Source organism: Microlunatus ginsengisoli, assembly GCF_039537205.1.
Classification (GTDB): domain Bacteria; phylum Actinomycetota; class Actinomycetes; order Propionibacteriales; family Propionibacteriaceae; genus Microlunatus; species Microlunatus ginsengisoli.
Map to the genome: position 1 here is coordinate 1 of NZ_BAABAB010000013.1, position 22,886 is coordinate 22,886.

Below are 22,886 nucleotides of genomic sequence, written 5' to 3' on the forward strand. Positions count from 1 at the left end.
TGCTCACCCGCCGACGGGATCTGGGCAACAGACTGCCGCACCGGCACCTGTTACACCCCCATTGGCGTGTTTCACCAGAACCTCCTGCACTCCCCGGCGCGCGGCGTCGGCGTGGGTCGGATAGCTGTAGCCTGACGCGCCCTGAGCTTGTCGAAGGGCAGATACTCTCGCTCTTCGACAAGCCCACGGCGCGTAGGGTGCGGTTCATGATCGACAACGGCTTGGGCGGGCTCGGTCGGTTGCGCCGGGTGCGGACCCGGTCGATCTCGCCGGAGAATCCCGACGGCTCGGCGGGCGGTGGCGCCCGGGCCACCGAGGGCACCGGCGCGCATGCCGCCCGGGACCTCGGACCGGGCTGGAAGATCTCGCCGAGCGTGGACGTCCAGCCCGGCTCGACGTACGTCCTCGGCGAGATCGACGGGCCGGGCAAGATCACCCACATCTGGATCACCACCCACCCGGACCATTGGCGGCGGCTCGTGCTTCGGGCGTACTGGGACGGCGCCGAGGAGCCGGCGATCGAGGTGCCGTACGGCGACTTCTTCTGCAGCGGCTGGGGGCGGTTCGCCCAGGTCAGCGCTCAGCCGATCACGGCGAATCCGAACGGTGGCTTCAACTCCTACTGGCCGATGCCGTTCCGCGCCGGCGCCCGGCTGACCGTGCAGAACACCTCCGACCGGGTCGCCACCGTCTATTTCCAGATCACCTACGAGCTCGGCGATGATCATGGAACTGACGGCTATCTACACGCGCAGTGGCGGCGGAGCAACCCGCTGGCCGACCGGACCCCGCACACCCTCGTCGAGGGAGTGCACGGCGCCGGTCAGTATGTCGGCACCTATCTCGCCTGGGGTGTGCACGCGGACGGCTGGTGGGGCGAGGGCGAGATCAAGTTCTATCTCGACGACGACGAGGACTATCCGAGCATCTGCGGCACCGGCACCGAGGACTACTTCGGCGGTGCCTGGAATTTCGACGTGCCCGGCCTCGGCTATACCGAGTTCTCCACGTCCTATCTCGGGCTGCCGCAGGTGATCCGGCCGGACGGTCTCTATCTGGCCCACCAGAGGTTCGGGCTCTATCGCTTCCACGTGCTCGACCCGATCTTCTTCGCGACCCGGCTGCGGGTCGAGATCCAGGCGCTCGGCTGGCGCAGCGGTCATCGCTATCTGCCGCTGCACGAAGACATCGCCTCGACCGCGTACTTCTACCTCGATCGTCCGGTCGCCCACCGGCCCGCGCCGCCCGACGCCGACTCGATGGAGATCCACGTCGGCAGCGGCGGCGCGCCGCTCTGATCGCTCCGCTCGGCAAGCCTCGCTCCCGCGCTCCGCTGCGCTCCCGGCCGGCTCGTTCGTCGCGTCCGGTGAATCGAAAGGCGTGTTTCACCGACCGCTCCTGCACTCCCCGGCGCGCAGCGTCGGTGCTGATTGCTCCGCTCGGCACGCCTCGCTCCGGGCCTTCCGGATTTTCGCATAAGTTGCATGAGCTCGCGCACCCGATAGCCTGTGCGGGCTCACCCAACGTATGCGAACTCGGCTGGACTCAGCCGCGGCTCAGGTCGGTCGACCAGTGGATCGCCCCCATGACAACCTCCACCCGTCCAGGTGGAGAAAACCAATCGAGATTTCCGCCCGGCCGGGGACCGGTTCAGAACCGGCGGATCCGGATGATCTCGGGGCTGGAGTCGACGATCTCGATGCCGCCCGAGCCGGGTCCGGCGAACCGGCGGGGCCCGGCCGCCGAGAGGGCGCCGCTCGGCCGCGGCCGATCGTCCGGGCCGGGCTCGGCCTCGACCACACTCCCGTCGCCGAAGATCAACCGGTTGCGTGGGCGGCGGGCCGGCGGAAAGGGATAGTCCAGCGTCGGCCGATAGATTTCCAGCCCGTCGGCGTCCTCCTCGAAGGAGTGCGTCCAGCTGCCCCCCGGCGGATGCGGGTCACCAGTCGTTGTCATCCGCCCTCGGATCCGGACGCGGCCCGCCGGCCCCGGTCTCACCGTCGTCGTCGCTGTCGGATCCGGGCTGGTCCGGCTGATCGGGCGTCACCGGCTCGACCGGCGCCTCGGGAGAGGCGGTGCCGATCGAGCTCCGCGGACCGTCCAGGCAGGCCTGCATCCGCGCCACCTGGCCGGTGGAGAACATGAACATCGCCGCGTCGTCGACATAGTCCATGTAGTTCATGAACATGTCGCCGTCGGGACCGTTGTTGCAGCTGACGTGCGGGAAGGCGGGCTTGCCGGTGTTGGGGCCGGCCTGGTTCGGCGTGTCGTCCACGTTGTCGGTGCCGGAGCAGCCGGTGCCGTCGTCGCCCCAGATGTGGTTGAGGTTCAGCCAGTGGCCGATCTCGTGGGTGGCGGTCCGGCCCAGGTCGAACGGCGCCGCGGCGGTGCCGGTCGTGCCGAACGCCGACTGCAGGATCACGACGCCGTCGGTCTCGGCCGGCCCGCCGGGGAACTGGGCGTAGCCCAGCAGGCCGCCGCCGAGCGGGCAGGCCCACAGGTTCAGGTAGTTCTCCGCGGGCCAGGCGTCCAGGCCGCCGGTTGCCTCGGCCTTGACCGCGTCGTCGGAATCGAAGCTGGTCACGCTCGTCTGCCGGCGCTGGATGCCGTTGGTGGCCGACCCGTCCGGAGCGGTGCGGGCCAGCTCGAAGGTGACGCGGGCGTCACTGGCCAGCGGCAGGAACGGCGCCGGTGTGGAGTCGGCGTCCGGGTTGGTCCGGCGGAAGTCTCGGTTGAGCACGTCGATCTGAGAGGCGATCTGCTCGTCGGAGATGTTCTGATCCTCGGTGTTCCAGACCACGTGGACCACGACGGGGACCAGCGTGACGCCCTCGCGGCCGGCTCCCCGTGCGACCTTCCGGCTGGTCTGGTTCTCGATCAGGCTGCGGCGGCGGACATACTCCGGACTGGTGGACAGCAGCCGCCGGTGCACGGTCATGGTGGCGCACTGGCGCACGGTCGGGGTCTGGTCGGACGGATCGTTGGTGCTCACGGCTGCTCCCTCGCATCGACGTCGATGTGCTTACCCATTCAGAGTGCGCGGTGGACGATCTCGGACACTTCCCGGTCGGTCAGATCGATCGGGTTGCCCTTCGTACTGCTCGCCCGCTGCGCGGCGGCGACCACGGCGTCCACGGACTCGTCCACCAGTCCGTACGTCCGCAGTCCCGGCACCTCCAGCGTTCGGGTGAGCGCGGCCAACCAGTCCACCGCCTGCGCCGCGCGAGCGGCCGGGTCGCCGGTCAGCAGGGTGCCTAGCTCGTCCAGCCGGTCCAGCGCAGGGCTCTCCGGCTGTCGCGCCCGCAGCGCCCGGCCGTTGACGTCGACCGCGGCGGCCAGCGTCGCCGCGCAGACCGCCCCGTGCGGCGCCGACAGCCGCGCGCCGAGCGCGGCTGCCAGCCCGTGCACGATGCCGAGACTGGAGTTGGCCAGGCACAGCCCGCCGAACAGGCTGGCCAGTGCCAGGTCCTCGCGCACTCGTGGCTCGACCATCCCCTCGGCGTACGCCGTCCGCAGCGACCGCGCCGAACGACGAATGCCGTCGCGGGCCAGGGCATCGGTGAACGGGTTCGCCCGGCGCGACAGCAGCGGCTCGATCACCTGCGCGAGCGCGTCCAACCCGCTGGCCGCGATGGTGCCGCGCGGCACACCGGCGAGCAGGTCCGGGTCGACGATCGCGACCCGAGGCAGCATCAGCGGACTGCGCAGGCTGGCCTTGACCCCGTCGCCGGAGAGCACGGCGTTGCGGGTCACCTCCGATCCGGTACCGGCGGTCGTCGGCACGGCGACACAGGGGAGACCGGGCCGGACGATGGGCCGGCCGGCCCCGATCACCTCCAGGTGATCGAGCGGATCCGATCCGGACGGTGCCAGCACGGCGACGGCCTTCGCGACGTCCAGCGCGCTGCCGCCGCCGAACCCCACCACGCCGTCACAGCCCGCCTGTCGGAGTCCGGCCACGGCGGCGCGGCAGATCTCGATGGTCGGCTCGCCCGGCACCGCGAAGACGGCGCTCTCGATCTTCGCCGCGGCCAGCTCCGCGCGGAGCGCATCGGCCCGCTCGCTCGACCGGCCGGTGACCACGTACGCCCGGGTCGTGCCGAGAGCCGCCAGTGCCGCCGGCAGCTCGGCCACCCGGCCCGCGCCGAACCGGATGTCGGCGGGGACGGCGAGGTCGAACCGGCGCCCGGTCATCGGCTCACCAGCCGTCGTCGTCCGGCGAGATGTTGACGAACCGGACCGCCGCCCGGGGTCGAGCCATCATCGGCGCGACGGCGTCGCGCCAGGTCTGGTAGTGCGCGGTCTCCTTGTGGGCCCCGGCCGCCGCGTCGTCGCGATAGATCTCCACCAGGACGACGTGAGCCGGGTCGGCCCGGTCGGCGATCACGTCGAACCGGACGATGCCGGGCTCCCTCCGGCTGGCCGTGGCGTTGGCGTAGGTCGCGGCCATGAACTCCTCGATCCGATCGGGCACCACGGCAACGTCGACATGCACGATCAGCAGGCTGTTCGACACGTCTACGACCTTAGAAGACCTGGTCCGTGGGCCGACGCCGGGCTTGCCGGCGCCGCCGCGTCCGGTTCGGCTCGCGACCCGAAAGTCTTCGCATACCGTGTGGGCGTTCGCGCAGGCTATAGGTCATGCGAGCCGGTGCAACCTCTGCGAACTCCCGGGGGCGCGGAGGAGCAGGACCAGGGAGACAAATACCCTACGGGGGTAGAGTAAGTGCATGCCTACCGCCGAGTACGTCGTGACCGGGATGACCTGTGCCCATTGCGAGCGGGCCGTCGAGACCGAGATTCGCGGGCTACCCGGCGTCCGGGCGGTGCAGGTGAGCGCGGCGACCGGCCGGCTGGTGATCGCCAGCGACGAGCCGATCGCCGGTGACGCGGTGCTGGCCGCGGTCGACGAGGCGGGCTACCAAGCCGTCCCGGCCGGATCGGAGTAGATCCTCCGGGGTACTCCCCGAACGATCTGCTCGATTGCCGGCCTCAGGCTGCGGTGACCGAACGGAAGCGGCGCAGCCGCAGGCTGTTCGCCAGCACGAACACGGACGAGAAGGCCATCGCGGCACCCGCGATCATGGGGTTCAGCATCCCGGCGGCGGCCAACGGGATGGCGGCGACGTTGTAGCCGAAGGCCCAGAACAGGTTCTGCTTGATCGTCCGCAAGGTCCGGCGCGAGAGCCGGATCGCGTCCACGGCGCCGAGCAGGTCGCCGCGGACCAGGGTCAGGTCGCTCGCCTGGATGGCGACGTCCGCCCCGGTCCCCATCGCGATCCCCAGGTCGGCCCGAGCCAGCGCGGCGGCGTCGTTGACTCCGTCGCCGATCATGGCCACGACCCGGCCCTGGGCCTGCAGCCGGCCGACCACGTCGACTTTATCCGCCGGCAGCACGCCGGCGATCACGTCGACGTCGTCGATCCCGACCTGCCGCGCCACGGTCCGCGCCGCGGCCGAGTTGTCCCCGGTCAGCAGAATCGGCCGAAGCCCGAGGCCGCGAAGCAGCCGGACGGCCTCGGTGGAGTCGCCCTTGACGGTGTCGGCGACCGCCAGGGCACCGTGCGCCGCGCCGTCCCAGCCGACCAGCACGATGGTCGCACCACGAGCCTCTGCTTCCTCCACCGCGGACCGGAGCTCGGTCGGCAGGGTGAGTCCGCGGTCCGCGAACAGCCGGGGCCGGCCGACCAGCGTCGGCCGGCCGTCGACCACGCCCTCGACGCCCAGGCCCGGCAAGTCGGCGAACCCGGTCACGGCCGGCAACGTTCCCGTTCGCATCGCCGCGCGTGCGATGGTCCGGGCGATGGGGTGGTCGGACGCGTGTTCGAGCGCACCCGCCCGGCGCAGCACCTCCTGCGGACCGGCGGCGCCGATCGCCACGACGTCCTGCAATGACATCTCGCCGGTGGTCACGGTGCCGGTCTTGTCCAGGACGACCGTGTCGGCGCGCCGGGTGGACTCGAGCACCTCGGGCCCCTTGATCACCAGGCCCAGCTGGGCGCCGCGACCGGTGCCGACCATCAGCGCAGTCGGGGTGGCCAGACCGAGCGCACACGGGCAGGCGATGATCAACACCGCGACCGCGGCGCTGAACGCGCTCGCCGCACCGGCGCCGGCGAGCAGCCAGAATCCGAGTGTGCCGAGGGCCAGCACGATCACGACCGGGACGAACACTGCAGAGACCCGATCGGCCAGCCGTTGCACCGGTGCCTTGCCGTTCTGCGCCGACTCGACCAGCCGGGTCAACTGGGCAAGCTGCGTCTCGCTGCCGACCCGGGTCGCCTCGACCACCAGCCGGCCGCCCCGGTTGAGCGTCGCGCCGGTGACGCGATCACCGGTTGCGACGTCCACCGGCAACGACTCGCCGGTGATCATGGAGTTGTCCACCGCGGACGTACCGTCGACCACGACGCCGTCGGTGGCGATCTGCTCACCGGGGCGGACGACGAACCGGTCGCCGACCGCGAGCTGCTCGGTCGGGACCCGAAGCTCCCGTCCGTCGCGCAGCAACGCCGCCTCCTTCGCCCCGAGTTCCAGCAGCGACCGCAGGGCTGAGCCCGCGCGACGCTTTGCCCGCGCCTCCAGATAGCGCCCGAGCAGCAGCAGTGTGGTCACGCCGGCGGCCGCCTCGAGATAGATCTCGTCCAGCCCGCTGCCCGGAGCGATCGCGATGGAGAACGGGTGCCGCATCCCCGGCTCGCCCGCTGTGCCCACGAGCAGGGCGATCACCGACCAGCCGAAGGCTGCCAGGGTGCCGAGGGAGACGAGGGTGTCCATGGTGGCGCCGCGGTGACGCAGATTGGTCCAGGCGGCACGGTGGAACGGGTAGCCGCCCCAGAGCACGACCGGCGTCGCGAGCAGCAGCGAGAGCCATTGCCAAGACGGGAACTGCCATGCCGGCACCATCGCCAACGCGACGATCGGGACACTCAACGCGGCGCTGACGACGAGTCGTCGACGAAGCCCGAGCGCGGTGTCGTCCTGCGTCGCGGACCGATCCGTGCCGGTAGTGGGAACCGCCGCGGAGTAGCCGATCTGTTCGACGACCGTGACCAGGTCGGCCGGAGCCAGGGTCGGGGGACAGGCGACCCAGGCCTTCTCGGTCGCGAAGTTCACCGAGGCCGTGACGCCGGGCAGCCGGTTCAGCTTCTTCTCGATTCGGGCGGCGCAGGACGCGCAGGTCATCCCGCCGATCGACAACTCGATCCTGGCGGTGTCGAGCGGCGACTCGACCGTCGTTCCCATGATCTCCCTCGTGGTCCGTTTCAGAGCAATCTTATACCCCCCTAGGGTACCAATGCGCGACGCGATCCGTCTCCATCGCGCGACGCTTCCGAGTCACTCTTGACAGTATCACGATATATCGTGATAGCATCTACATGTCAGATCGTACGAAGAGACGTACGAGTACGGAAGAGGAGAACTGACATGAGGTACATCGATAGCGATGTGGAGAGTTTCGACCGCCGCGAAGCCCGCGGCGGTCATCGTCGAGGGCGCGGTCCGCTGCGCCGGCCGCCGCATGGTCCCGGGGCGGATCCCCGCGGCCTCGGTGGCGCCGACGGTCCGGGTCGCGAGTTCCGCGACGGCCGTCCGGGTCGCGGTGGTCCGGCTGGTCGCGGCGGAGGTCGCGGACGGGGTCGGGCGCAGCGCGGCGACGTGCGGACCGCCATCCTGCTCGTGGTCGCCGACGAGGCGATGCACGGCTACCAGATCATGCAGGCGATGAACGAGCGCACCGGCGGTGCGTGGCGGGTCAGCCCGGGGGCGGTCTACCCGACCATCGCGCAGCTGGAGGACGAGGGCCTGGTGACCACCCGCGAGGAGGGCGGCCGCAAGCTGGTCAGCCTGACCGAGGAGGGCCGCAGCTACGTCGCCGAGCGCAAGGAGCGGCTGGGCGATCCGTTCGCCGAGTTCGGTCAGGCGCCGGCGGGGGCCGGACTGCACGAGCCGATGAAGGAGCTGCACGGCGCGGTCCGCCAGGTCGCCATCAGCGGTACGCCGGAGCAGGTCGAGGCGGCCAAGGCCGTGCTCGCCGGCGCCAAGCGCTCGCTCTACCTGATCCTGGCCGGCGAGAGCGCCGACGAGTGATCACCCCGAGGACCTCGGCGGCCGTTCGCGTGCCGCCGGGGTCCTAGCCGACGTACAGGGCCTCGTGGCAGGCCACGGCCACCGCGCCCAGCAGCTCGGATCGCAGTCCGAGCTGGGCGGTCTTGACCTCGACCGCTTCCGCGGCGCTGGGATGGGCGTACCTGTTGATCGACTCGCGGACACCGTCCACGAACGGCTGCCCGGCCGAGCCGAGTGCACCGCCGAGCACGACGCCGGCGGGATTCAGCCAGTTGCACAGATCCGCCAGAACGCGCCCGAGGGTGCGTCCGGCCTCGGTGACGATGGCCGAGGTCACCGGGTCCGCACCGGCGGCCGCGAGCGGGAAGATCTCGTCCGCGGCGACGAGGCCGACCTCGCGCATCCGCTCCGCCACCAGCACCGACGACACCACGGTCTCGAGGCAGCCGCGATTGCCGCACCGGCACCACAGCCCCTGGCTCTGATCGCTCAGTCGGGTGTGGCCGATCTCGCCGGACAGGCCCAGTGATCCGCGATAGACCGAGCCGTTCAGCACCAGGCTTGCCCCGATGCCCTCCGACGCCTTGATGTAGACGAAGTCGCGCAGACCGCGGGCCGCCCCGAAGCGCATCTCGCCCTGGGCGCCCAGCTCCGCGTCGTTGAACGTGATCACCCGACGGCCGAACAGGCCGGAGAGCTCGTCCGCGGGGTTGAGCCTGGTCCAGCCCGGCATGATCGACACGGCCCGGATCCGGTTGCTCTGCACGTCCAGTGGTGCCGGGATGCCGGCCGCCACACTCAGCACCTGGTCGCGACCCAGCCCGAGCTGGCTGAGCAGGCGCGAGGCCATTCCGGCCGCCGCGTCCAGTGCGGCGCGTCCCTGTCCGTCCACGTTGACCGCCGACGTCTGCTCGGCCAACACCGTGCCCTCGGTGTCGGCCACCGCGACGCCGACGTGATCATGGCCGAAGTCCACGCCGACCACCACGCCGCGCGGCGGGGTGGCGACCAGGAGGGCGGAGGGCCGGCCGCGGCCGGCCCCCTTTCCCCCGGGCTCGAGAACGTCTTCCGCGACCAGGTGGTCGTTCAGCAGGTCCTGCACCGCCTCCGCGATGGCACTGCGGGACAGGCCGGTCATCAGGCTGAGATCGGCGCGGGTCACGCCGCTCTCCCGTCGAATGATGTCCAACAGCCTCTGGCGGGATCGAAATCTTCGGGCGGAGGGCTGCTCGACGGTGGGCATTGCCCGAGCTTACGCTCTTATATCCGGTCATGCAACTTTAATAGGACACTCTAATACCTGTAACCAGATTAAGTCAAGAAGCGTGCACTATTCGACGACCCGTCCGCTGGTGTCTAATCCGGACTGAGTTGATCTTCACGAGCTGGCGGAGGCAGTGTGTCGAATCTCAAGATCGCTGTACTGGGGCCGATCCCGTACGACCGCATTACCACCCACCGCGGTCAGGTGTTGGAGAAGTACGGCTGCGCGCTGTACACGACGGTCGCGCTGGCGACTCTGCTCGATCCGGCTGACGTGATCTGCCCGATCGTTCATGTCCGCCGCCAGGACGAAGTGCCGATCAAGCGGCTGCTGGAGCCGTTCGGCAACGTCGACGTGTCCGGTATCAGGTCGCACACCGACCGCGGGGACGTCGTCGAGCTGAACTACGTCGACCAGAACACCCGGGTCGAGCGGCAGACCGGCTTCATGGCCCCGATCACGCCGATCGACCTGGCTGGTGTGCTGGACGCCGACGCGTTCGTCTGCGTCCCGATCACCGATTACGAGGTCGGCCTGGACACGCTCAAGTTCATCAAGGGCAACAGCTCCGGTCTGGTCCTTCTCGACGCGCACGGGCCGACGAACTCCCTGACGCGCGGCGGCGAGCGGTTCCACCGGCTCTGGGCCGAGCGTGATTCCTGGCTGCCGAGCGTCGACATCTTGAAGATGAACCTCGAGGAAGCCGGCTGCAGCTGGTTTCCGCCGGGCGACGCGCCCGGGGGGACGACCACGGGCCGGCCGCTGCCGACCTCGGAACTGCCCGGCTTCGCGCGCCACTGCCTGGCGCGCGGAGTCCGCTCGGTCTGCGTCACGCTCGACCAGCACGGCTGCGCGGTCTTCGAGCTGGACTCCATCGGTCGGCTGGTCGAGCACCACATCGACCGGCTTCCCGTCGACCACGTCGTCGACACCACCGGCTGCGGTGACTCCTTCGCGGCGGGGATGGCCTTCGGCTATTTGCGCTACCACGACATCGTCCAGGCCGCCCGCTTCGGTAACGCGATGGGTGCCCAGCGTTGTGCCGGCTCGGAGCTGGCGATCTATCGCCCGCTGGCCGAGACCGAGCGGCAGATCGCGCTGGCCTACGCGGCCTGACCCGCCGTTGCCGAGACCCCACCACCAACACCCAAGCGAGGGCGCCATGTTGCGCGATCTTCTCAGCGCCGAGGAGTGGCTGATCACCGAGTCGGGACTCGACCTTGGCCGGCTGAACACCTTCGAGACCTTGTTCACCGTCGGCAACGGGCTGATCGGGACCCGCGGCGCCCTGGAGGAAGGGCACCGCGGCGAGTTGTCGGGGACCTACCTCGCCGGTGTCTATGACAGCTACGACGCGGCGGTCATCGATCTGGTCAATGCTCCGGACTGGCTGTCCCTCGCCGTCTTCGTCGACGGCGTCCGGCTCGACATCCAGACCTGCTCAGTCGTCTCGCACGAGCGGGCGCTGGATCTGCGGCGCGGGCTGCTGTGGCGCCAGACGATCTTCGTCGACGCCGCCGGTCGCCGCACGCGGCTGGAGTCGCTGCGGATCGCCAGCATGCATGACCCGCATCTGTGCGCCGTGCGGATGGAGGTCACCGCAGAGAACCACAGCAGCCCGATCGTCGTGGAGAGCGCGCTGGACGGCTACCGGCGCAACCTCGACCGGCTCCCGGTCTATGCCGACGGAACGGCGTTCGATCCCGACGTCCGCTGGGACAAGTGGGCGCACAGCAAGCATCTCGTCGAGGTGGGTCGTCGCGGCGCCGGGGATCGGCTCGAGCTGGAGATGCAGACCATCGACAGCCGGATCCTGCTCAGCTATGCGGCGAGCACGGCCAGCCCGACCCACGAAGCCGCCGACAGCTGGATCGAGCAGCGCTCGGAGTGGATCGCGCTGCGGTCGCGGTATGCGCTCGCCCAGGGCGAGCCGCTGTGCCTGGACAAGCTCGTCACGATCCACACCTCCCGGGACAGCCCGGAGCCCGGTCTTCGAAGCCGGGCGGCGCTCGACCGGCACCGGGAACGAGGCTTCGACGCGTGCATCGCCGACAGCGAACGTGCCTGGCAGCGCCTGTGGCGCGACTGCGACTGCTCGATCATCGGTGACCCGGACGCGACCAAGGCGGTGAGGTTCGGCATCTATCAGTTGCTGATCGCCGCCAACCCGCACGACCCCACGGTGAACATCGGCGCGAAGTCGCTGACCGGCGAGGGGTATCGCGGGCACGTCTTCTGGGACACCGAGGTGTTGTTGCTGCCCTTCTTCGTCTTCACCAGACCGGAGACGGCCAGGACGCTGCTGCGCTATCGCCACCATACGCTGCCGGCCGCGCGCGAGCTCGCCAAGGAGAGCGGACTTCGGGGCGCCAGATATCCCTGGGAGTCTGCCGACACCGGGCGCGAGGAGTGCCCGATCTGGACCAACGACGGAAGCTTCCGGTTCTGGAGCCGAGACGAGGAGATCCACGTCACGGCCGATGTCGCGCACGGGGTGGTGAGCTATGTCGACGCGACGGGGGACGTCGACTTCCTGCTCCACTACGGCGCCGAGATCCTGTTCGAGAGCGCAAGATTCTGGCACGATCGGGCCGAGCCGGACCGCGTCACCGGACGGTGCTCGATCACACAGGTGATGGGACCGGACGAGTTCCACTCCCACGTCGACGACAACGCGTTCACCAACCGGCTCGCCCAGTGGAATCTCGAGCACGCGGCTCGGGTGTACCGCGAGCTGTCGGCCGACCGACCCGACCGGCTGGCCGAGATCGCGAGCCGGATCGGGTTGCAGCCGGTCGAGGTGGAGCAGTGGCTGCGGGTGGCCGAGGGGCTCCGGCTCGAGATCGACGTCGCCGACCCGGTGATCGAGCAGTTCGCCGGCTACTTCGACCGGCTGGACGTGCCGATCACCAGCTGGGACGAGAACGACATGCCGCGCTATCCCGCGGGCTATCACCACTTCAACTGCGAAGACACCATGCTGCTCAAGCAGCCGGACGTGATCATGCTCCTGCACATGCTCCCGGACGACTTCGACCGAGCGACCAAGCTGGCCAACTTCGAGTTCTACGAGGCGCGAACGCTGCACAAGTCGTCGCTCAGTCCGGCAATCCACGCGATCATGGGGATCGAGGTCGGTGATGCCGCGCGGGCCGTCCAGTACTTCCGGCGATCCGCCTTCGTCGACCTCGCGGACAACCAGGGCAACACCCACGAGGGGATCCACATCGCCTCGGCCGGCGGAACCTGGCAGGCGCTGGTCTGCGGCTTCGGCGGATTCCGGGTGCGGCACGGACAGCCACACTTCGACCCGTGGCTGCCGGACCAGTGGCAGGGAATCCGGTTCCGGCTGCATTGGCGTGGACATGCGATCGACGTGACCGTTGAGCACGGCGCCGTCACTCTGACGCTCGACGCGCCCGCCGATCAGGTCGTGCAGGTGTGCGTCGCGGGCAGTCCGGTGCGACTCGTCGCCGGAGAAGAACGACGAGTCGCACTGGCCTGAACAGCTCTGGCCGGTCGCGATCCGGACAGCCGATTTCTCAGGACGAAAGGAAACGATCATGGTCGGACAGGGTGGCTCCGCCTCGACGGAGGCCTCCATCTACGACGATGCGGCCGGCGGGAAGGGGGTCGTCCGGATCGCTGCGGTCGCCGCTCTCGGCGGCTTCCTCTTCGGCTACGACAGCGCGGTGATCAACGGCGCCGTCTCCGCGGTGGCGAAGGAGTTCGATGCCGACGCCGCATCGCTCGGCTTCGCGGTGGCCTCGGCGCTGCTCGGTGCCGCCGCCGGAGCGCTGGCCGCCGGTCGCATCGCCGACCATGTCGGCCGGCTCGCGGTGATGCGGATCGCCGCCGTGTTGTTCGTGGTCAGCGCGATCGGCGCGGGTCTGGCACCCAGTCTGTGGGTGCTGGTGGTGTTCCGGGTGATCGGCGGTCTCGGGGTCGGCATGGCGTCGGTGATCGCCCCCGCCTACATCGCGGAGATCTCCCCGGCCAGGATCCGCGGTCGGCTGGCCTCATTGCAACAACTGGCGATCGTGACCGGGATCTTCATCTCCTTGCTGGTCGACTTCCTGTTCGCCCGGGCGGCCGGCGGCTCGGACCAGCCGTTCTGGTTCGGCCTGGACGCCTGGCAGTGGATGTTCCTCGCGATGGCGGTGCCGGCCGTGCTGTACGGCCTGCTGTCGCTGACCATCCCCGAGTCGCCGCGCTTCCTGATCTCCAAGCACAAGATCACAGCGGCCACCGCGATCTTGTCGAAGCTGCTGGGGGAGACCGACATCGAGCTGAAGATCGCGCGGATCAGGGAGACGATGGAACGCGAGACCGAGCCGTCGTGGCACGATCTCAAGGGCCCCAGCGGGCGCGTGGCCGGGATCGTCTGGGTCGGGCTGCTGCTGTCGATGTTCCAGCAGTTCGTCGGCATCAACGTGATCTTCTACTACTCGAACATCTTGTGGGAGGCCGTCGGCTTCCAGGAGAGCCAGGCGTTCGTGATCACCGTGATCGGCGCCACGATCAACATCCTGACCACGTTGATCGCGATCGCGACCGTCGACCGGTTCGGCCGCAAGCCGCTGCTGATCATCGGATCGATCGGGATGACGATCACCCTGGCCACGATGGCGTTCGTCTTCGGCACGGCACCCGTCGTCGACGGGACGCCCGTGCTGGAAGGTGCTCAGGGGCCGATCGCGCTGGTGGCTGCCAACCTGTTCGTGGTCGCCTTCGGCATGTCCTGGGGCCCGGTCACCTGGGTGCTGCTGGGGGAGATGTTCCCGAACCGGATGCGAGCCGCCGCGCTCTCGGTGGCCGCCGGCGGCCAGTGGGTGTCGAACTGGATCATCACTGTCACCTTCCCCGGCTTGAAGGACGTCTCGCTCGCCCTGGCGTACGGCCTGTACGCGACGTTCGCGCTGCTCTCGTTGTTCTTCGTCGCGCGGTTCATCCGCGAGACCAAGGGCAAGGCGCTGGAGGACATGGACGCCGACGTCCCGCACCGGCAGGACGCGGCTCGACGCTGACACCGCGACCTCCTCGGCCGGACGACAGCACACGGCCCGCGATCCGGACGGGATCGCGGGCCGTGCTCGGCTCGGGGTGCGAGGCTCAGCCGATCAGGTGCTCCACGGCCAGCTGCTGCAGCGCGACGAAGCCGTAGTCCCGCTCGGCCGTCTTCTCCGGGTCGAACCCGTCGTCGGTGCTGCGGAAGGCCTCCAGCGACTCGCCGTCGGCGATCGTCGGCTCGGCCAGGTCGTAGACGCCGGCGTAGCGCATCGCCTCCTGCACCCGCGGGTCGGCGCGGAACGCCTTGGCCTTCTCGGCCAGCCCGATGTAGGTCGACATGCAGGCCGCGGCCGACGCCCAGACGCCGTCCAGGTACTCCGTCCGCGACGGCTTGTAGTCGAAATGCCGCGGGCCGGTGTAGCGCGGGCCGTCGGGGTAGCCCGGGAAGCCGTTCTCGATCAGGTCGACGGTGAAGAAGGCGCTGATCAGGTCGCCGTGGCCGAAGACCAGGTCCTGGTCGTACTTCAACCCACGCTGGCCGTTCAGGTCGATGTGGAACAACTTGCCCGACCACAGCGCCTGGCCGATGCCGTGGGTGTAGTTGAGGTTGGCCATCTGCTCGTGCCCGACCTCGGGATTCAGCCCGACGATGTCGCCGTGCTCCAGCTCGGCGATCAAGGCCAGCGCATGGCCGACGCTGGGCAGGAAGATGTCGCCGCGCGGCTCGTTCGGCTTGGGCTCCAGGCCGATCACCAGGTCGTAGTTCTGCGACTTGATGTAGCCGGCGATGGTGTCCAGGCCCTCCTTGTAGCGCTCCATCGCCGCGTAGACGTCCTTGGAGCCGTCGTACTCGCTGCCCTCCCGGCCGCCCCACATGACGAACGTCGAGGCGCCGACCTCGGCGGCCAGGTCCACCGCGTCGAGGATCTTGCGCAGCCCGAACCGGCGAACCGCGCGGTCGTTGGAGGTGAGCCCGCCGTCCTTGAAGACCGGGTGGCTGAAGGTGTTGGTGGTGACCATCTCGATCACCAGACCGGCCTTCTCGGTCGCGTCGGTCAGCTTGCCGACGATCTCCTTCTTGGTCGGGTCGTCAGAGCCGAACGGGAACACGTCGTTGTCGTGGAAGGTGATGCCCCAGGCGCCGAGCTCGGCGAGCTTGTCGGAGTACTCCCAGGGATCCAGCGCCGGCCGGCTCGGGCCGCCGAACGGGTCGGTGCCGGTCCAGCCGACGGTCCAGAGGCCGAACGAGAACTTGTCTTCCGGGGTGGGCTTGCGCACCATCGCGACACTCCTGTGTGTTGGTGGACTTAGTACTTAGTGGTTACTAGGTAACTGCTACGATAGCGACCACCGAAATCGAGCGTCAAGACAGGTACGAGGGGGATCGGGTCGTGCGGCTGGCCAGTGCGGAACGCGCCAAGCGGCAGCGCCTCGCGCCCGGTGACCGGCGGACCCAGATCATCGACGCGGCCACCCGGCTGATCGGCCAGCGCGGTTTCTGGGGTGTCTCGGTGCACGACATCGCCGCCGCCTGCGGGATCACCGACGCCGGACTGCTGCACCACTTCGGCACCAAGGACGCGCTGCTGATCGCCGTCCTCGAACGGCGCGACAAGGTCGACGACGACTCGCTGGCCCGCCGGCTCGGCATCGAGCCGGACCGGCTGTACGAGGCCGTCCGGGGCCTGCCGCTGGCCGAGGTGTGCGCCGCGGTGGTCGCCCGGAATGCCGAGCAGCCGGAGATCGTCCGGCTCTACTCGGTGCTGAACGCGGAGTCGCTCACCCCGGCCCACCCGGCGCACGACTACTTCGTCGCGCGCGAGGCGCGGGTGATCGCCTTCTTCGGCAGCCCTCGCTCCGACCTGCACCCCGACCCGGTCGTCCGTGGCCGGCAGGTGATCGCGATGATGGACGGGCTCCAGCTGCGCTGGCTCCGCGATCCCGAGCGGGTCGACCTGCCGACCGAGTGGGCGGCCCTCTTCGGCCGGGCACTGTCCGGCGTGGCTCAGAGCTGATCGGGCGATCAGTCTGCGGTCCGGGACCGGTCAGTCCAGCGTGACGCGATGTCCAGCGTGACGCGATGCCCTGCGTGACGCGATGCGAGGGGAGGACCGATGACGAGTCTGCAGGAGTTCGTAGGTCGGCAGGTGGAGAGCCCCACGCTGCCGGGGGCGGTCGCCCTGGTGGCTCACGGCGACGAGATCGAGTTCGCGGCGGCCGGAAGCCTGGACGTCGACGGCTCGACGCCGATCGCCCGCGACACGGTGTTCCGGATCGCGTCGCTGAGCAAGTCGATCACGGCGGCCGCACTGTTGATGGTGGTCGAGGACGGGCTGGTCGGCCTGGACGACCCGATCCGGCGCTGGCTGCCGGAGCTGGCCGAGCCGTCGGTGGTCCGGACGCCGCAGAGCCCGATCGACGACGTGGTCCCGGCCGACCGGGCGATCACCGTGGAGGACCTGCTCAGCTTCCGCGCCGGCTGGGGTTATGCGGCCGACTTCTCCCTTCCCGCGGTGCAACCGCTGTTCGGTCTGGGCGGGGCCCCGCGTGGGGACGCGCTGCCGGCCACCGACGACTGGCTGGCCCGGCTGGCCGGGACGCCGCTGCTCTACCAGCCGGGCGAGGCCTTCCTCTACAACACCTGCTCCGACCTGCAGGGCCTGCTGGTCGCCCGGGCGAGCCGGACGTCGTTCGCCGACTTCCTCGCCGAGCGGATCTTCGGTCCGCTCGGGATGACCGACACCGGGTTCTGGGTGCCGCCGGCAAAGCTCGGCCGGATGGGCCCGCTCTACGCGCCGACCGAGGCGGGCGGACTGGACCAGGTGGACGCGGCGTCGGAGCACTGGACCCACCCGCCTCGGTTCGCCTCGGGCGCCGGCGGGTTGCTGTCGACCGCCGACGATCTGCTCGCGTTCGCCCGGCTGCTGCTGGCCGGCGGCACGGTCGGCGACCGCACGCTGCTGTCCGCCGCTGCCGTCGGCGCGATGACGACCGACCACCTGACGGCCGAGCAGCGGGCCGGCGGCGAGATCTTCCTGGAGGGACAGGGCTGGGGCTACGGCGGTTCGGTCGACGTGACCCCGACCGAGCCGTGGACGGTCCCCGGCCGGTACGGCTGGGTCGGCGGCAGCGGGACCGCCTGGCACGTCGAGCCGGCCAGCGGGACCGCCACCGTCTTGCTGACCCAGGTCGAGATGACCTCGCCGAGCCCGCCGCCGGTGATGCGCGAGTTCTGGACGTACGCCGCCGGTTGGAGCTAGACCCCGAGCACCGCGGACAGCGCCGCGATGTCGTCCGGCCCGACCCGGCAGCAGCCGCCGACGTACCGGGCGCCGGCGGCCACCCAGTCCTGAGCCAGCCGGACGTCGAATGCGCCCGATCCTGCCCAGGAGCGGCTCGCGGCATCCCAGGCCTCGCCCCGGTTCGGATAGGCGACGGCTGGCAGCCCGGTGACCGCGACCGCCGCCGACACGGCCGAGGCGACGTCGGCCGGCGCGCAGCAGTTCACCCCGACCGCGAGCACCCGGCCGGAACCGGCCGCCACCGAGAACGCGTCGTGCAACGGCTGGCCAGCCCGGGTCCGGTCGGCCACGATCGAGTAGCTCACCCAGGCCGGCAGCGCGAACTCGTCGAGCAGCCCGACCAGGACCTCCGCCTCGTCGACGTCGGGGATGGTCTCGATCGCGATCAGGTCGGGACCGGCTGACGCCAGCAGCTCCAGCCGGGGCGCGTGGAAGTCGCGCAGCTCGGCGGCGGTCAGCCCGTAGCCGCCGCGGTACTCCGACCCGTCCGCCAGCACGGCGCCGTACGGCCCGACCGAGGCCGCAACCAACCGTTCGACCCCGTCGCCGGCCAGCTCGTCCCGCACCGCGCGGGCGATCGTCACGCTCCGCGTGATCAGCCGGGCCGCCTCGGTCGCATCCAGACCGAGCCGGACCAAGCCGTCCACGCTGGCCTGGTAGCTGGCCGTGGTGGCAACCCGCGCGCCCGCCGCGAAGTACGTCCGGTGCACCGCGGCGATCTCGTCGGGGGCGTCACGGAGCAGCCGCGCGGTCCACAGCTCGCCGGACAGATCCTGGCCGCGGTCGGCGAGCGCATTGGACATTCCGCCGTCGAGCAGGACGACCTCGGGTGTCGGCACGGCACCAGTCTGGCCGACCTGGCGGCAGCGGGTCAGCCGGCCAGCCGGCTGAGCCCCTCGCGCCAGAAGGCGACGAGGTCTGCCGTGGTCGGCAGCTCGTCGGCATCGCGCAGGGCCCCGAAGATCACGTTGAAGAACTCGCTGCCGTCGTTGTCGCGCGCGCTCACGTATGCGTACGGTCGCTGGTAGCTGTCGTCCCCGGGCGAGCAGCCGAACGAGTGGCCGGCCACCACTACGGCGACATCGAAGTGCTCGGGCCACAGCACCGGCGTCTGATCGGGGGCGAACAGCCGCAGTGCGGCATCGCCGAGGGCGAACCAGTCGGTGATCCGCCGGGCGTGCCCGGGGGCCAGCTCGATCCGCTGCTCCGCGCTCGCGCCACTGCCGTCGGCGTAGCCGATCTCCGGTGCGCCGAACGCGATGCCGAGAGTCTCGGCGACGGCCCCGTAGGTCCCGGACGCGGGTACGTGCTCGCCGTCGGTCGCGACCAGATCGCCGTTCTCGAAACGGATTCCGGGGCCGGCGGTGGTGCCGAAGCCGCCGGGGGTGATGCGCAGCGCGATCTCGCCGCTGGCACGGAACTCGGGTCCGGCGAGCAGGCACTCGGCGATCGCGTGCAGCGATCGGCGCGTGTTGATCAAGGTCTTCAGGTCGGCGTCGTCCTGCAGGGTGGTCATCGGTTTCGCCTCTCTCGTCACTTCTCGTCCCGCACTCCGGCGTAACGCCGGTGGGGGTCACGGGATCTGTCGGGTGGACGACGCGGTGGCCGGCCGCCGCGACATCCGATCAGAGTGCTCCGAGCGCGGAGGTGTTACATGACGACGCTGGTGGATCCGGCGCAAACCGCTCGCCGACTCGAGGTGGGCCTGACCGATCTGGTGACGGACACGCCGCACGGCGTCCAGCTGGACGGTGTCGACCTGGTGCTGGTCCGCCGGGGCGACGACGTCGCGGTGTTCGAGGGCCGCTGCCAGCACCGCGGCGCGCTGCTGGCCGACGGCTCGGTGATCGGCGACGACCTGGTCTGCGGTGTGCACGGCTGGGACTACCGATTGGACACCGGGATCAGCTCGTACGACCCGAGTCAGCGGCTGCACAAGTTCCGGCACACGATCACCGCCGACGGCGGGATCGAGCTGGACCCGGTCGAGCTGGCCACGTTCGTCCGGGAGCGTGCGCTGGCCGGTCCGACGGAGGTGTACGACCGGCTCTACGCCGATCCGCACCAGGCCACCGACGAGGAACCGTTCGTCGGCGAGATCCACGACCTGGCCCGAAACGGTCTGACCCGCACCGGCCACCACGGCCCGGTCGCCGCGATGGGAGTGCCGCGCACCGAGCTGCCGAAGTGGGACGACCTGCAGCTGCTGGCCGCACAGCTGGCCCGGCTGCCGTTGCTGGACGACGAGCCGGTGGCAACCGAGGTGATCATCGGGCCGAACGCGGCCCGGCCGCTGCGGCTGGACATCCCGGTCTTCGTCAGCGACATGAGCTTCGGCGCGCTGTCCCAGGAGGCCAAGACGGCCCTGGCCCGCGGCGCGGAGCGCGCGGGCACAGCGATCTGCTCCGGCGAAGGGGGCATCCTGCCCGAGGAGCACGCGGAGTGCTCCCGCTATCTGTACGAGATCGCCTCGGCCCGGTTCGGCTTCAGCGAGGACGTGCTGCCGAGCGTGCAGGCCGTGCACCTGAAGCTCGGCCAGGGGGCGAAGACCGGCACCGGCGGGCATCTGCCCGGCAGCAAGGTCGTCGGCCGGATCGCGGAGGTCCGGGGGCTGGCCGAGGGGCAGCCGGCGATCAGTCCGGCCCGGTTCCCGGAGTGGTCGTCGGCCCGGGACGCGCTCGGCGTGATCGACCTGGTTCGCGCGAGAACCGGTGGAATCCCTGTCGGGGTGAAGATGTCGGCCCAACACGTGGAGGCGGACCTCGCGGTCGCGCTGGACCTCGGCGTCGATTACGTGATCTTGGACGGTCGGGGCGGCGGCACCGGCGCGGCACCGTTGATCTTGCGCGACAACATCAGCGTGCCGCTGATGGCCGGCCTCGCCCGGGCCCGGCGCTGGATGGATGATCATGGTGTGGGCCGGTCGGTGACCCTGGTCGCGACCGGAGGCATCCGCCGCCCCGCGGACGTGATCAAGGCGATGGCGCTCGGTGCCGATGCGGTCGCGGTGTCCAACTCCGCGCTGCAGGCCATCGGCTGTGTGGGCATGCGGGCGTGCCATACGGACAACTGTCCGGTCGGGATCGCCACCCAGAAGCCTCACCTGAGAGCCCGGCTCCCGGTCGAGCGAGCCGCCGACCAGCTGCAGCGGTATCTGCAGAGCAGTGTCGAGCTGATGACGGTGCTAGCCCGGGCCTGCGGCCACGCGAGCCTGTCGGACTTCCGCGCCGACGACCTCACCTCGTGGCGGCGCGACGTGGCCGACCTCGTCGGGGTCTCCTACGCCGGTGTGGGGAGGGCGTGATGTCGACGAGCTGGCACCGGGTGGCCACCACCGACGTACCGGGTGAGGGCAGGGTGCGGACCGCGGTAGTGGACGGCCGGTCGGTGGCGCTGGCCCGCTGCGGTGGGCGGCTGGGCGCGCTGGAAAACCGTTGCCCGCACCAGGGCGGCCCGCTCGGTGAGGGATCGATCGAGAACGGCTGGCTGCGCTGTCCCTGGCACGGGTACGACTACGACCCGCTGACCGGGACACCGCCGGAGGGGTTCTCCGACGCCCCGGCCGCCTTCCCCACCGAGGAGCGAGCGGACGGAACCTGGGTCGCGCTGCCCGATCTGCCGGCTCACGTGCGCACGGTCGGCGACGTCGTGGTGGAGACCTTGATCAATTGGGGAGTGGACCGGGTCTTCGGCATGGTCGGCCACTCCAACCTCGGCGTCGCCGAGGCCATGCGGCGGGCGGAGGAACGGGGGGAGCTGAGCTACGTCGGGATCCGGCACGAGGGCGCCGCCGCCTTCGCGGCCAGCGCATACGGGAAGCTGACCGGTCGCCCCGCGGCCTGCCTCGCGATCGCCGGACCCGGATCGACGAACCTGCTGACCGGGCTCTACGACGCCAAGGTCGACGGTGCGCCGGTGATCGCGCTGTCCGGCCAGGTGCCGAGCTCCGCCCTGGGCCGCGGCGCCTTCCAGGACCTCGATCTCAACGCTGCCTTCCGCGACGTGTCCGTGTCCACGGCAACCCTGCATGCCGCGAGTGATCACGGCGAACTCATCTCCGCTGCGGTGAAGCATGCACTCGACGGGCGCGGCGTCGCCCACCTGGTGCTGCCCGACGAGGTGCAGGTGCAGCCGAGCGACGCCGAGCCCGGCAGGCCGGACGGCCGGCTCGCGAACCGGCGCACGCAGCCGTCGCCGGACTCGGTCGCCGACGCGGCGGTGCTGGTCCGCGGCGCGCGACGTCCGATCATCGTCGCGGGTCACGGCGCCCGGGCCGCGGTCGGACCGCTGACCGCGCTGGCCGAACGCCTCGGCGCGCCGGTGCTGACCACGTTCAAGGCCAAGGGGCTGATCCCCGATGATCATGAGCTCGCGGCCGGAGTGCTCGGCCGCAGCGGGACGCCGGTCGCGTCCTGGTTGATGAACGAGTCGGATCTGGTGATCGTGGTCGGCGCCTCGTTCTCCAACCACACCGGAATCGCGAGCTACAAGACCTTGATCGCGATCGACGACGATCCCGCGGCGATCGGCCGGTTCACCCCGGTCGCCGTCGGCGTACTCGGCGACGCCGGACTCGGGCTGACGGCCCTCGATGCCGCCATCGGCGCGGACCCGGCGGCGGTCGACCAGCGCTCCGACGTCGCGGCCCGCCGCGCGCTGTGGCGGGCCGAGAAGGAGCGCCGGGCCGCCGACGACCGTGGTCGCGGGCTGCCGGCCGCTGCCGTGTTCGACGTGCTGTCCCGGCTCGCCCCGGCGGACGCGGTGTTCACCGTCGACGTCGGCAACCACGCGTACTCCTTCGGTCGCTATCTCGAGTCCAAGGGGCAGCCGGTGCTGATGTCGGGCTATCTCGGTTCGATCGGCTTCGGCTTCCCGGCCGCGATGGGCGCGTGGGCGGCCGATCCGAGCCGGCCGGTGATCGCGGTCACCGGCGACGGCGGCTTCGGTCAGTACCTGGCCGAGCTGACCACCGCGGTGAAGTACCGGATGCCGATCAAGCATGTGCTGTTCGACAACGGCTCGCTCGGCAAGATCGGCAAGGAGCAGCGCGCCGGGCAGTTCCCGGAGTGGCAGGTGAGTCTGGTGAACCCGGACTTCGCCGCGTACGCCCGGCTGTGCGGTGCGGGTGGTGAGACGGTCCGCACCCGCGGCGAGATCGAGCCGGCGATGGCACGCATGCTGGCGGCCGAGGGGCCGTACCTGCTGCACGTCGTGCAGGATGCCGAGCTGGTGTAGCGATC

19 protein-coding genes are annotated in these 22,886 nt (G+C 70.4%); 10 read left to right on the forward strand and 9 right to left on the reverse strand.

Features of this window, described 5'->3' with window-relative positions:
* Positions 1-206: 206 nt before the first annotated feature.
* Positions 207-1,298, forward strand: a complete 1,092-nt coding sequence (locus ABD747_RS09100; protein ID WP_344803614.1) for a glycoside hydrolase family 172 protein — start codon at positions 207-209, stop codon at positions 1,296-1,298.
* A 352-nt stretch (positions 1,299-1,650) separates the two neighbouring features.
* On the opposite strand, the gene ABD747_RS09105 is transcribed toward ABD747_RS09100, so the two are convergent.
* From ABD747_RS09105 to ABD747_RS09120, 4 genes are read right to left on the reverse strand one after another with little or no spacing between them, the layout of a single operon-like run.
* Positions 1,651-1,956 (reverse strand): hypothetical protein, encoded by a 306-nt coding sequence (locus ABD747_RS09105; protein WP_344803616.1) that lies wholly within the window; start codon positions 1,954-1,956, stop codon positions 1,651-1,653.
* Positions 1,940-2,992, reverse strand: a complete 1,053-nt coding sequence (locus ABD747_RS09110; RefSeq protein ID WP_344803618.1) for a zinc metalloprotease — start codon at positions 2,990-2,992, stop codon at positions 1,940-1,942. Before ABD747_RS09110 ends, ABD747_RS09105 begins: the two co-directional genes overlap by 17 nt.
* A gap of 38 nt (positions 2,993-3,030) precedes the next feature.
* Entirely contained in the window at positions 3,031-4,194 is a 1,164-nt protein-coding gene (locus tag ABD747_RS09115; RefSeq protein WP_344803620.1) for an iron-containing alcohol dehydrogenase, read from the reverse strand.
* Between the two features lie 4 nt (positions 4,195-4,198).
* On the reverse strand, positions 4,199-4,516 hold the full coding sequence (locus tag ABD747_RS09120; RefSeq protein ID WP_344803622.1) for a putative quinol monooxygenase: 318 nt from the start codon (positions 4,514-4,516) through the stop codon (positions 4,199-4,201).
* A gap of 214 nt (positions 4,517-4,730) precedes the next feature.
* Between ABD747_RS09120 and ABD747_RS09125 the strand changes: the two genes are divergently transcribed.
* Positions 4,731-4,949: a heavy-metal-associated domain-containing protein gene (locus tag ABD747_RS09125; RefSeq protein WP_344803624.1), complete on the forward strand. Its 219-nt coding sequence runs from the start codon at positions 4,731-4,733 to the stop codon at positions 4,947-4,949.
* Between the two features lie 43 nt (positions 4,950-4,992).
* Here ABD747_RS09125 and ABD747_RS09130 read toward each other — a convergent pair whose 3' ends face one another.
* Positions 4,993-7,245, reverse strand: coding sequence for a heavy metal translocating P-type ATPase (locus tag ABD747_RS09130; protein ID WP_344803626.1), 2,253 nt, complete (start codon positions 7,243-7,245; stop codon positions 4,993-4,995).
* 183 nt (positions 7,246-7,428) lie between these two features.
* Between ABD747_RS09130 and ABD747_RS09135 the strand changes: the two genes are divergently transcribed.
* Positions 7,429-8,091 carry a PadR family transcriptional regulator gene (locus tag ABD747_RS09135; protein WP_344803628.1) on the forward strand — a complete coding sequence of 221 codons (663 nt, stop codon included), beginning with the start codon at positions 7,429-7,431 and terminating at the stop codon, positions 8,089-8,091.
* A gap of 43 nt (positions 8,092-8,134) precedes the next feature.
* Here ABD747_RS09135 and ABD747_RS09140 read toward each other — a convergent pair whose 3' ends face one another.
* Positions 8,135-9,313 carry an ROK family transcriptional regulator gene (locus ABD747_RS09140; RefSeq protein WP_344803630.1) on the reverse strand — a complete coding sequence of 393 codons (1,179 nt, stop codon included), beginning with the start codon at positions 9,311-9,313 and terminating at the stop codon, positions 8,135-8,137.
* Between the two features lie 156 nt (positions 9,314-9,469).
* Here ABD747_RS09140 and ABD747_RS09145 point away from each other — a divergent pair, with 156 nt between their 5' ends.
* From ABD747_RS09145 to ABD747_RS09155, 3 genes are read left to right on the forward strand one after another with little or no spacing between them, the layout of a single operon-like run.
* On the forward strand, positions 9,470-10,450 hold the full coding sequence (locus ABD747_RS09145; RefSeq protein WP_344803632.1) for a carbohydrate kinase family protein: 981 nt from the start codon (positions 9,470-9,472) through the stop codon (positions 10,448-10,450).
* 46 nt (positions 10,451-10,496) lie between these two features.
* Positions 10,497-12,839 carry a glycoside hydrolase family 65 protein gene (locus ABD747_RS09150; RefSeq protein WP_344803634.1) on the forward strand — a complete coding sequence of 781 codons (2,343 nt, stop codon included), beginning with the start codon at positions 10,497-10,499 and terminating at the stop codon, positions 12,837-12,839.
* A 58-nt stretch (positions 12,840-12,897) separates the two neighbouring features.
* A complete protein-coding gene (locus ABD747_RS09155) occupies positions 12,898-14,361 on the forward strand; it encodes a sugar porter family MFS transporter (RefSeq protein ID WP_344803636.1) in 1,464 nt (487 codons plus the stop codon).
* A gap of 85 nt (positions 14,362-14,446) precedes the next feature.
* Here ABD747_RS09155 and xylA read toward each other — a convergent pair whose 3' ends face one another.
* On the reverse strand, positions 14,447-15,625 hold the full coding sequence (gene xylA, locus ABD747_RS09160) for a xylose isomerase (protein ID WP_344803638.1): 1,179 nt from the start codon (positions 15,623-15,625) through the stop codon (positions 14,447-14,449).
* Between the two features lie 110 nt (positions 15,626-15,735).
* Here xylA and ABD747_RS09165 point away from each other — a divergent pair, with 110 nt between their 5' ends.
* Positions 15,736-16,359 carry a TetR/AcrR family transcriptional regulator gene (locus ABD747_RS09165; protein WP_344803641.1) on the forward strand — a complete coding sequence of 208 codons (624 nt, stop codon included), beginning with the start codon at positions 15,736-15,738 and terminating at the stop codon, positions 16,357-16,359.
* 99 nt (positions 16,360-16,458) lie between these two features.
* Positions 16,459-17,604: a serine hydrolase domain-containing protein gene (locus ABD747_RS09170; protein WP_344803643.1), complete on the forward strand. Its 1,146-nt coding sequence runs from the start codon at positions 16,459-16,461 to the stop codon at positions 17,602-17,604.
* On the opposite strand, the gene mmuM is transcribed toward ABD747_RS09170, so the two are convergent.
* Together mmuM and ABD747_RS09180 are read right to left on the reverse strand one after the other, a co-directional pair.
* The gene (mmuM, locus tag ABD747_RS09175; RefSeq protein WP_344803645.1) at positions 17,601-18,485 is read right to left on the reverse strand and encodes a homocysteine S-methyltransferase; all 885 of its coding nucleotides are present in this window, start codon (positions 18,483-18,485) and stop codon (positions 17,601-17,603) included. The genes ABD747_RS09170 and mmuM overlap by 4 nt on opposite strands.
* Positions 18,486-18,517: 32 nt before the next feature.
* On the reverse strand, positions 18,518-19,162 hold the full coding sequence (locus ABD747_RS09180; RefSeq protein ID WP_344803647.1) for a hypothetical protein: 645 nt from the start codon (positions 19,160-19,162) through the stop codon (positions 18,518-18,520).
* Between the two features lie 138 nt (positions 19,163-19,300).
* Between ABD747_RS09180 and ABD747_RS09185 the strand changes: the two genes are divergently transcribed.
* Complete coding sequence (locus ABD747_RS09185) at positions 19,301-20,950, forward strand: glutamate synthase-related protein (RefSeq protein ID WP_344803649.1); 1,650 nt, start codon at positions 19,301-19,303, stop codon at positions 20,948-20,950.
* Positions 20,950-22,881 carry a thiamine pyrophosphate-binding protein gene (locus tag ABD747_RS09190; RefSeq protein ID WP_344803651.1) on the forward strand — a complete coding sequence of 644 codons (1,932 nt, stop codon included), beginning with the start codon at positions 20,950-20,952 and terminating at the stop codon, positions 22,879-22,881. Before ABD747_RS09185 ends, ABD747_RS09190 begins: the two co-directional genes overlap by 1 nt.
* The last annotated feature ends 5 nt before the right edge of the window (positions 22,882-22,886 follow it).